Consider the following 10,832-nt stretch of genomic DNA (forward strand, 5'->3'; position numbering starts at 1 on the left):
AGACTGGGTTGAAGAGTATATAAAAGAAAAAGAGAAATTCTGTTCCTTGTTAGGACAAGAAATAATCGCTGTTGAACATATAGGGAGCACAGCAGTAGAAGGATTAGGAGCTAAACCTCTTATTGATATGATGATTGGCGTAACAGAATTGCAAATAACTGAAAAGTGGATTGAAGTTCTATCGGAAATTGGATATGAGTATGTTCCAAAAGATGCAACCAATTGGCGTTTTTTTAGAAAGGGAAAATGGAGAGCAGGTACTCATCATTTGCATGTTTATATTTATAATAGTGACGAATGGAGGAACAATATTTTATTTCGTGACTTTCTAATAAGCCATGAATGGGCACGTAAAGAATATAGAGAATTAAAAGAGATGCTTGCTATTACATATGCTTTTGATCGTGTTTCATATACAAAGGCAAAAGCACCGTTTATTCAAAACATAATAAAGTTAGCTGAAAAAAATCAATAATAATTGTCAGTGATATTGAAATTCTCATTTTATTTTAATCTTTCTCTCATGTTCTTTTCTTTTTTATTTGATAGACTGCTTGTTACAAAGCTTTTGTGAGTAAGGAGATTAAATAAAATGGAGAAGATATTAAGAAATAAATATTTTCGTGTGTGTGTTAAAATTATGGGCATTACTATTATTATTTGTAGTGTATTGATGCTATTTATTAATGTTATATACGGCAATGTTTTGAATGTAAAATGGTTAAATAAAAAATTAGGCTCTTTTGGTGAATATGGGGCTATTATCGCTGCTTCATTATGGTTTTTACGCCATATATGGGTGTTTTTAAAGAAGAAAAATATACAAGGATTTAAAAAAGTTAAAGAAGTGTATCTATTTGCAAAAAAGTTTCATGTATTAATTGGATACGCTATAATAGCTGTTGCAATTACTCATGGTGTTTACTTTTTTATAAAAGGGAGTCCTCATATTTTACTCATATACAGTGGCATATTTTCTCTATTAGCCTTAATCGCACTAGGGGTTGTTGGGTTTTATTTACAGAAAATAAATAAGAAAGAAAAATTTATGATGTATAGAAAAGTGCATCAAATCATTGTAATTATATTTGGAATAGGATTATTTATTCATTTAATTGTCTAGGAGGAACTACCGTTGCAACACATTTTAATTATTGAGGATGAGGAAAGTTTAGCAGATTTTCTAGAATTAGAACTAAAATATGAAGGGTATAAAGTAGATATACAACTAGATGGAAGAAAAGGGTTAAGCGCAGCACTTGAAAAGAATTACGATCTCATTTTGCTTGATTTAATGCTGCCTGGATTAAATGGACTAGAGGTATGTCGTCGACTAAGAGCGACTAAAAATACACCTATTATTATGCTGACTGCTCGTGATAGTATTATGGACCGTGTGACAGGTTTAGATAGTGGAGCGGATGATTATCTTCCGAAACCATTTGCAATTGAAGAACTGTTAGCACGTATGAGAGTGATATTTAGAAGAGAAGAACATATTGAAAACAAGCAGGTTTCATTTCTTACATTCAAAGATTTGCAACTTCAGATTGAATCTCGAACTATAACTAAAGGAAATGAAGAAATTGAACTTACAAATAAAGAATTCGAGTTATTGCTTATGTTTATGAAAAATATTAATCGCGTACTTACTCGTGATGTTTTACTGGACCAAGTATGGGGATATGATGCAATTGTTGAGACAAATATCGTTGATGTATATGTTCGTTATTTGCGAAACAAGTTACATAGTGTAGATAAGGAGGAGTATATCCAAACGGTCCGTGGTGCGGGATATATAATGAAATGATAAAAAATATTATGTTTCGAATTCGAAATCTACCTATAAAGTGGAAACTAACACTTTGGTCCACTACACTAGTATTTATTTTGTTCATCTTATATAGTGCTTTGCAGTTTATTGTAATCAATAAGTGGACTATAGATTATGAACAGAAACAAATAAATAGGCAAGTGACGGAAATAGCGGCATATTTCCAAGATAAAAATGATACCCTTTCGAGTAAAACATTTGAAAACAGTAAAGATTTTCTAAACAATATGATTGATAAGCATCAAATGATTCGTATTATTGACATGGATGGGGGGCCGATTATTACTGTTTCACGAGATTTTAATGAAACGTGGATAAAGCCGAAACAGGTTATAAAAGATGAGTCATTTATAAAAAGGCATTTAGAAGATCGAATATTAGTTAAGCGCATACCAATTAAAACGAAAGAGTTTACTGGCACTATTGAACTTACGAAAAACCTAGAGACATTTGATTATTTATTAAAAGTTATTTTAGTGGTAATGCTTATTGCTGGAATATTTGGATTGATATTTAGTTTTTTAGGTGGGATTCTTATAACGAAGAAACTATTATCAAGTGTTCAAAATATAACAGATACGATGAAACGTATTAAAAAGAATGGACTAAATGAACGGGTTCCAGTACGAGAAAATAATGATGAGCTTGCAAAATTATCATTTCTCTTTAACGAGATGATGGATGAAGTAGAAACTTCTTTTGCACAACAGAAACAGTTTGTCGAAGACGCATCTCATGAACTAAGAACACCGTTAACAATTATTCATGGTCACTTAGCGATGTTAAACCGATGGGGGAAAAATGATCCAGCAGTATTAGATAAATCTCTTCAATCTAGTTTAAAGGAAGTAGAGCGTTTAAATAAATTAGTTTCAGAATTGCTAGAACTATCAAGAGCTGAATCTGAACAAATGTATCCAATAGCAGCTGAGCCAGTCCATGTAAATAGCGTATTAAAACATGTTACACAAAACTTTATAGTAATTCAAAGTGATTTTCAATTTGATATGAAATTTTCGGATGATGCAGCTTATGTGTCAATGCCATCATCTTACTTAGAACAAATTATTATTATCATAATGGATAATGCAGTTAAGTATACAAAAGAGGTTAATAAATATATTTGCATAGAATCCAGTTTACAATCAGGGAAAGTTACAATTCGTGTAATAGATCATGGAACGGGAATACCTGAATCCGATTTACCATTTGTTCTTAATCGGTTTTACCGAGTTGACAAAGCGAGAAGTCGAAAACAAGGTGGAAACGGACTAGGTTTGTCTATTGCAAAACGACTTGTAGAAAAATATAACGGAGCTATTAAAATAGAGAGTAAAGAAAATGAAGAAACAATCGTTACGATTACATTACCATGTATAATAAAATAAGCCTTCAAAGAAGGGGTGCGTTTTGCATTCCTTCTTTTTTACGATCAAATCATTTTGTTTATTTCGAAATTTCTAGTACATTAAAATTATTAAGGGGGAATAATAATGAAAGCTATCGTACATCAATATAAAACTGGGTTTGACGGTGTAGAATATAAAATATCACCTGAGAGAGCACTTAATGATGGGGAAGTTAAAGTGAAATTAAAATCAGCAGGCTTAAATCACCGGGATTTATTTATTATGAATAATAGAAAAGAAATGCAATTACCTTTAATCTTAGGATCAGATGGTGCAGGTATTGTTACGGAAATTGGAAACGGTGTTTCTGATAACATATTACATACAGAAGTTATTATTAATCCTAGTATTGGATGGGAACATGCTACTGAAGTACCGGAGTTACCGGAAGTGCTAGGTGGGCCGAAAGATGGAACGTTTGCTGAATATGTAATTGTACCAGTTGAAAATGTTGTAGAAAAGCCGTCATATCTTACTTGGGAAGAATCAGGTGTTTTATCTTTATCCGCATTAACTGCATATAGAGCGCTTTTTACTAAAGGTAGATTGAAGCGCGGCGAACACGTTTTAATTCCGGGAATAGGCGGTGGTGTTGCTACATTTGCCATGTTATTCGCGAAAGCAATTGGCGCAAAAGTGAGTGTTACTTCAAGGGTAGAGAATAAAATGGAACTTGCTGCAAAATATGGTGCAGATATTTCTTTTCATAGTGCCGGAAATTGGGAAGAGAGCTTACAAGGTGAAAAAGTAGATTTAATAATAGATAGTATAGGTCCAGCAACTTTTTTGAAATATTTTGATGTATTAAAACCAAACGGAAGAATCGTGAATTTTGGTGCAAGCTCAGGAGATAAAATTGAATTACCATTACGCGCGCTATTTTACAATCAAATTGATATTATGGGAACATCCATGGGTAGCCGTGAGGAATTTAATGAGATGATAAAGTTTATAGAAAAACATCAAATTAAACCAATTATTGATAAAGTTTACTCGTTAGAAGAAGCAATTCGAGCACTAAGCCGTATGGAACATGGAGAACAATTTGGAAATATTGTACTTCAAATGAATTAAAAAATATGATTTTACAATTAGTATATTTAAATGAATATGTTATGTATTCCAAACATGAAAAAAATACGAATCGCCTTATTATAAAGGTTTACGAACTTTATACATAAATAGCGTATAAAATTTGTTTTATAATTGTCACATGAGTAATAGTAAAATGAGAATTAGATGAGAAAAGTTTAAGCCCATTTTCATAATGGTATTGTATACTGTGTAAATCAAGAACACTTGTAAGTAGGGAGAGAGTATTATGAATTACACAGTATTTCAGTGGTTTAATAATTTTGCTGATTCATCCAAACTATTAGATACGATAATGGTTGCAATTACAAATAGCGCTGCATACGTAGCCATTTTATTTATGCTTATCTTATGGTTTAATAATGGAAAGAAAGAGAATGCAATTAGAAAACAATATACAGTTTTATATACGACGCTTTCGGTTATTATTGCATTAGTAGTAAATGTTCTTATACATGCGGTATATTACCATCCGCGTCCGTTCGTATCACATGATGTACATCAATTAGTACCACATGCAGCAGATTCATCATTTGTTAGTGATCATTCTGTACTTGTATTTTCAATCGCCTTCGTATTTATTCTTAGAGGAGAAAAACTGAAATATATCGCGCTATTATGGGCAGTGTTAGTCGGTATATCACGTATGTATGTAGGTGTTCATTATCCTTTAGATATACTTGGTGCAGCTTTCATAACACTTGTTACGAGCGGTTTAGTAATGCAAAGTACACGTATGTTTGAACCAATAGCGAAATTCGTATTCAAAATGTATGCATTAGTAGCGAGACGAATTCCTTTCTTAGCAAAATATAACCATATCGCATAATTTTCTTATAAAAAGTTCCCCTTTGGAAATCCAGAGGGGAACTTTTTATAGTAAATAAGAAAAGAGTTTAGAGTGCTATGCAATCAAGTTTTGGTGAAGTTAATATTCAGAAATTTCACGCACCGTATTTTAATGAAATAAAACAAAAACAAAAAATAACAATAGTTAGTTTCGTATTGTTTTAAAGGAATTAAAAAGAAAACTTCGAAACATATAGTATCGTAAACAAAAACTACAAATTATAAAACGCATCTTCGTACGAATCCATTCCAAAAGAGAGGAGATAAGTATGCAAAAACTTCAAACGAATAAAGGCGCTCGATATATGATGATTGCTTTTATTGTTTTGTTTCTTATTATGATTTTGCGTATAGTCTATATTCAGGCAGTAGGAGTCGTGCATAATGTAAATGTAAAGGATCTAGCGGATGAACAACATAATAAAAAAGGTATTTTAGAAGCGAATCGTGGTACTATCTATGACCAAACCGGAAAGGTGTTAGTACAAGATTCTACAACATATCGAGTTGTTGTTAATTTAAAAGGAAAAGATAAAGTGAAAAATAAAGATGAAACCGCACAACAATTAGCCGATGCGCTTGAAATTGATAAAGAAGAAGTATTAAAAAACTTTCATGAAGGGCGTACGCAAGTTGAAATTGGGAAAATTGGTCGGAACTTATCTAGGGAAAAGAAGGAAAAAATTAATGATTTAAAAATACCAGGTGTATCTTTTATGTCGGAAAAAGCAAGAGTGTATCCGAATGAAGACTTTGCATCCTATATACTGGGTTTTGCTAGACCAGATGATAAAGGGAATACGGAAGGGAAGTTTGGGCTTGAAAAGAGTTTGGATAAATATTTGCGCTCGACAAACGGGAATATAGAATATGTGGGTACACGAAGGGGGATTCCGCTTACAAATGATATAGGTAAAGTAGAACCTGCTAAAAATGGGAATAATGTGTATTTAACGCTTGATAAACAAATTAATAGCTTTTTAGAAGAAGCGATGAACAAAGCACAAGAGCATTATGATCCTTCTATGTTAATTGGAATTATTGCTGATCCAAAAACAGGAAAGGTTTTAGCGATGGCTAGTAAACCTAGTTACAATCCTAATGTAGGTGATATCGAATACTTTTTAAATGATCCGATTGCAAATGCATATGAACCAGGTTCAACTATGAAAGTTTTTACGTTAGCAGCTGCCATTAATGAAGGTGTATATAACGGAAAAGAATATTTTCAATCTGGAAAATATTCCGTTGGTTCCTCTGATATAAAAGATCATAATGGTGGATTTGGATGGGGATCAATTACATTTGATGAAGGTTTTGAAAGATCATCAAACGTAGCTTTTTCTATTTTAGAAGATCAGTTACTGAAACCAAATAAATTTAAGCAATATATGAATAAATTTGGTTTCAGTCAAAAAACAGGAATAGATTTACCTGGAGAAAGTAAAAATACTTTATTATTAAATACGCAAATTCAACAGGTTACAACTTCTTTCGGTCAAGGTTCTACAGTAACTCCGATTCAATTAATCCAAGCGGCTACTGCTATAGCAAATGACGGGAAAATGATGCAACCATATATCGTTGATAAAGTTGTAAATCCAACAAACAAAGAAGTTATTATGGAAAATCAACCGAAAGAAATTGGGAATCCGATAAAAAAAGTAACAGCGGACAAGGTTAGAAGCTTAATGGAGCGTGTTATAACATCTTCAAAAGGAACTGGTACAATGTATAAAGTGGATGGTTATCCAATTGGAGGTAAGACAGGAACAGCACAAATCCCGAATCCTGAAAACGGCCGATATATGGAGGGGAAAGAGAATTACATTTTCTCCTTTTTAGGAATGGCTCCAATTGATGATCCGGAGTTAATCGTATACTTAGCTATTAAGCAGCCAAAGTTAAAAGGAGATGAGTATGGAGCTCAACCTCTTGCTGAAATATTTAAACCTGTTATAAAAAACAGCCTTGAATATTTAAAGGTGAAACCGTATACCGAAAAACAAATAGCTGATGCAGCGAAACAATCTCAATTAAAAGTACAAAATTATGTAAATCAATCGATGGGTACAGCAGAGAAAAGTGTAGAAAAAGAGAAGCTACAGCCGGTAATTTTAGGAGAAGGAAAAATAATAAAACAATATCCGCAGTCTGGCGAGGTAATGAGTGAAGGTGATCGTATATTTTTATTAGGGAATAACGCACAAATGCCAAATGTAAAAGGTTGGTCCATGCGTGATGTTATGTATTTCTCTAAGCTTTTGAAATTAGATTTGAAAACTTCTGGTACAGGTTATGTAACGAGCCAAAGTATTGAAAAAGGACAAGATTTACATGAAGGAGATACACTAGAACTAGAATTAGAACCGCCGTTACAACCGTTAACAGAGGCGAATACGAATTAATTCAGGTATTTGGAAGGAGCTAGATGCAAATGGCTCTTTCTTTAGAGCTGTAAGTAATTTCACGCACCGTAATTTTCAGAAAAAACAATAAAAAAATGAATTAATAGAGACACGTTATTAAATATCTGATTATTTTTTATTTACAGTTAAAAATAATTGTGATAATATGGAAAAAATCAAATGCAGTGAAGAGAAGAGTAAATAAAATGAATTTTTTACAGAGAGCTCCATTTAGCTGAAAAGGAGTAAAAATTCTTTATTGAACCAAGCCTCTGAGCAGCGCATCGGAACCTATTATTAGGGGATGGTGTGACGGGAGCTCCCGTTATAGAGCTATGGTATAAGCATGAGTTAGAATGCAGTACCTGATAAGGTTAATATGGTGACATATTAACAAACTAGGGTGGCACCGCGATGATAAATCTCGTCCCTAAGATTAAAAGTCTTGGGGGTGGGATTTTTTTATTGTTTTAAAACAATTTTGAAAGCGGGGGCCAAAAATGAAAAACTTTCTTAAAGATTGGAAATATCCTTTATTACTACTGTCCGGTGTTGGTATTGCGAATTTAGGGGCATGGATTTACTTAATAGCACTGAATGTACTTGTCTATAATATGGGTGGCTCAGCCTTAGCTGTTGCTGCTTTATATGTAATAAAACCATTAGCCACTTTATTTACAAACGCTTGGTCTGGGAGTATGATTGATCGTTTAAATAAACGGAAGTTAATGATTCACCTCGATATATATCGTGCGTTATTTATCGCTATTTTACCTTTACTTCCGTCACTTTGGATTGTTTATGTATTTGTATTCTTTATAAGTATGGCCAGTGCAATTTATGAGCCAACTGCTATGACGTATATGACGAAATTAATTCCAGTAGAACAAAGACAACGTTTCAACTCATTACGTAGTTTAATAGGATCTGGTGCATTTTTAATTGGTCCAGCGATAGCAGGGGTTTTATTAATTGCGAGTACACCAGAGATTGCTATATATATAAATGCTATAGCATTTCTCTTATCAGGATTCATTACATTACTTTTACCTAATCTTGATAAGAAAGAAGCTTCGGATACAACAAGTAATACATTATCTCTTACAGTATTAAAAAAAGATTGGAACACTGTTATAAATTTTAGTAGAAAACATGTGTATGTCGTATGCGTGTACTTCTTATTTCAAAGTATGTTCGTATTAGCAACCGCTACTGATTCACTTGAACTATCGTTTGCGAAAGAGGTATTACTACTAACAGATAGTGAATACGGTTTTCTAGTTAGTATAGCTGGTGCAGGATTTATTTTAGGTGCCATAACAAATACAATTTTGTCAAAGAAATTAGCACCTTCACTTCTAATTGGAATAGGATCATTATTTATTGCAATTGGTTATTTAATTTATGCTTTTTCAAATGTATTTTTAATAGCTGCTATTGGATTCTTTATTTTATCTTTTTCAATGGCATATGCAAATACAGGATTTTATACATTTTACCAAAATAATATCCCTGTTCATATGATGGGACGGATCGGGAGTATATATGGACTTGTTATTGCGATAGTAACAATCTTTGTTACAATATTATCTGGTGTTGCGACTCAGTTCATTTCTATACAACTTGTAGTTATTGTAGGTTCATTGATCATGTTATTTATTACTATCGTCTTGTGTGTGTTTACTTTATTCCCATCACAATCTAAGTTGTATTCTACTGAATCAATAAAGTGAAACTTTAATCAGGGAGCATCCCCCCACTGATTATCAGCCCTCACCAATCGAGCTTTTACGGGCAGCAGGGTCCCCACTTAACTTCTTTGCTTTCGCTGAATTTTGAGATGGGGGTCTTACTGTCCACAAATAGCGGGATAAATTCGAAATGAACTTTGTGTTCTCATTAACAATTTATCGTATTTAATAAAAGGGTTCTTTCCCCTTTATATGGAAAAATCAATAAGGGGAAAGAACAATACCGAAAGATAAGGGTGGTTGTCGTGATAAAAACAAAAGATGAAATTGATAAAATTGTAAAAGAAATAAAAAAGAAAATAGATTTCTCTGGAGTAGTTTTAGTAAAAAAAGAAAAAGACTTAGTCTATGAAAAAGCTTTGGGTTACGCAAACCAAAGTGAATGTATAAACAATACGATACAAACAAGATTTGGCATTGCCTCAGGATGTAAAATTTTCACTGCAATTGGCATCTGTCAACTTGTTGAAAAAGGTTTTATTTCTTTTCATACAAAATTAAAAGATTGTCTAGAGATAAAATTTTCAAACTTCGATGAAGATATTACAATACATCAACTACTAACGCATAGCGCTGGTATACCAGATTATTTTGATGAAAGTATTATGGATAACTTCGAAGATCTTTGGAAACAAACACCTATGTATCTATTAAAGAGTTTAAAAGACTTTTTACCATTATTCCAAAAAAGTAATATGATGTTTGCACCTGGAACTAAGTTTCACTACAACAATGCAGGCTTTATCATACTTGGATTAATAATAGAAGAACAGACGGGACTTAAATTTACGGAGTATATAGAAAAGAACATTTTTAATCCGATTGGCATGAATGATTCTGGCTATTTTTCGTTAGATAGATTACCAAGACATACAGCTCTAGGATATATAAAGGACGAAACCAACCAAAATTGGAGAACAAACGCCTACTCTATACCGATAAAAGGAGGAGCTGATGGAGGTGCATATGTTACTGCACCAGACATGCTGAAATTTTGGGCAGCCCTATTTAATAATGAAATTTTAGGAAAGGAATATACAAAATTACTTTTAACTCCTCACATTCAAGTAAATGATAAACAGTCCTACGGCTATGGAATATGGATTGAAACACGAGAAAACAAGGTATTCAAATATCATGTAATGGGATATGATCCAGGCGTCAGTTTTCGCTCGGCTATATATCCAGAATTAGGAATAACTTTAGTTATTACGTCGAATAAAGGGGCAGGACCTGAAAAATTAATGACAGAAATAGAAAGAGCTTTTTAATTATATGGATTTAAAAGAAGAGATACGAAAATAATTTAAACGGGTTCATGATTGTTTCTGTTTTGAAAAATATTTTAGTTAACGAGGAACCCTTTATTTATTAAATAAGGGTTTTTTGTAATTCTGTACAATTATATATAATTATATGGATTTTTAAATTAGAAAACATTACTATATAGTTGTAAATTTTTATTATTAATTCATATGAAAGGATGTGT

9 protein-coding genes, 1 pseudogene and 1 other annotated feature are annotated in these 10,832 nt (G+C 32.5%); all 10 genes and pseudogenes read left to right on the top strand.

Annotation, left to right across the window (positions count from 1 at the left end; all coding sequences use genetic code 11):
* Positions 1 to 475: GrpB family protein (locus tag ACQGSG_RS22485; RefSeq protein ID WP_426948053.1), on the top strand; the 475-nt coding region annotated here is incomplete at its 5' end.
* A gap of 117 nt (positions 476 to 592) precedes the next feature.
* On the top strand, positions 593 to 1,123 hold the full coding sequence (locus tag ACQGSG_RS22490; protein ID WP_000411453.1) for a hypothetical protein: 531 nt from the start codon (positions 593 to 595) through the stop codon (positions 1,121 to 1,123).
* Positions 1,124 to 1,135: 12 nt separating this feature from the next.
* Positions 1,136 to 1,810 (top strand): response regulator transcription factor, encoded by a 675-nt coding sequence (locus ACQGSG_RS22495; RefSeq protein WP_001163828.1) that lies wholly within the window; start codon positions 1,136 to 1,138, stop codon positions 1,808 to 1,810.
* Positions 1,807 to 3,222 (top strand): HAMP domain-containing sensor histidine kinase, encoded by a 1,416-nt coding sequence (locus ACQGSG_RS22500; RefSeq protein WP_097856703.1) that lies wholly within the window; start codon positions 1,807 to 1,809, stop codon positions 3,220 to 3,222. Before ACQGSG_RS22495 ends, ACQGSG_RS22500 begins: the two co-directional genes overlap by 4 nt.
* A 105-nt stretch (positions 3,223 to 3,327) precedes the next feature.
* Complete coding sequence (locus ACQGSG_RS22505; protein ID WP_000644550.1) at positions 3,328 to 4,317, top strand: zinc-binding dehydrogenase; 990 nt, start codon at positions 3,328 to 3,330, stop codon at positions 4,315 to 4,317.
* 247 nt (positions 4,318 to 4,564) lie between these two features.
* Positions 4,565 to 5,164, top strand: a complete 600-nt coding sequence (locus ACQGSG_RS22510; protein ID WP_001110118.1) for an undecaprenyl-diphosphatase — start codon at positions 4,565 to 4,567, stop codon at positions 5,162 to 5,164.
* A gap of 289 nt (positions 5,165 to 5,453) precedes the next feature.
* A complete protein-coding gene (locus ACQGSG_RS22515) occupies positions 5,454 to 7,592 on the top strand; it encodes a penicillin-binding protein (protein WP_061655662.1) in 2,139 nt (712 codons plus the stop codon).
* 176 nt (positions 7,593 to 7,768) lie between these two features.
* Positions 7,769 to 8,027: a binding site (T-box leader), on the top strand.
* A 65-nt stretch (positions 8,028 to 8,092) separates the two neighbouring features.
* Positions 8,093 to 9,325 (top strand): MFS transporter, encoded by a 1,233-nt coding sequence (locus tag ACQGSG_RS22520; protein WP_000787867.1) that lies wholly within the window; start codon positions 8,093 to 8,095, stop codon positions 9,323 to 9,325.
* 263 nt (positions 9,326 to 9,588) lie between these two features.
* On the top strand, positions 9,589 to 10,614 hold the full coding sequence (locus tag ACQGSG_RS22525) for a serine hydrolase domain-containing protein (protein WP_000598044.1): 1,026 nt from the start codon (positions 9,589 to 9,591) through the stop codon (positions 10,612 to 10,614).
* Between the two features lie 13 nt (positions 10,615 to 10,627).
* A pseudogene (locus tag ACQGSG_RS22530) lies at positions 10,628 to 10,696 on the top strand (GNAT family N-acetyltransferase); the annotation flags it as partial.
* Between the last annotated feature and the right edge of the window lie 136 nt (positions 10,697 to 10,832).

Origin of the sequence: Bacillus sp. GMa5/1 (assembly GCF_050172015.1) — a bacterium.
GTDB classification, from domain to species: domain Bacteria; phylum Bacillota; class Bacilli; order Bacillales; family Bacillaceae_G; genus Bacillus_A; species Bacillus_A cereus.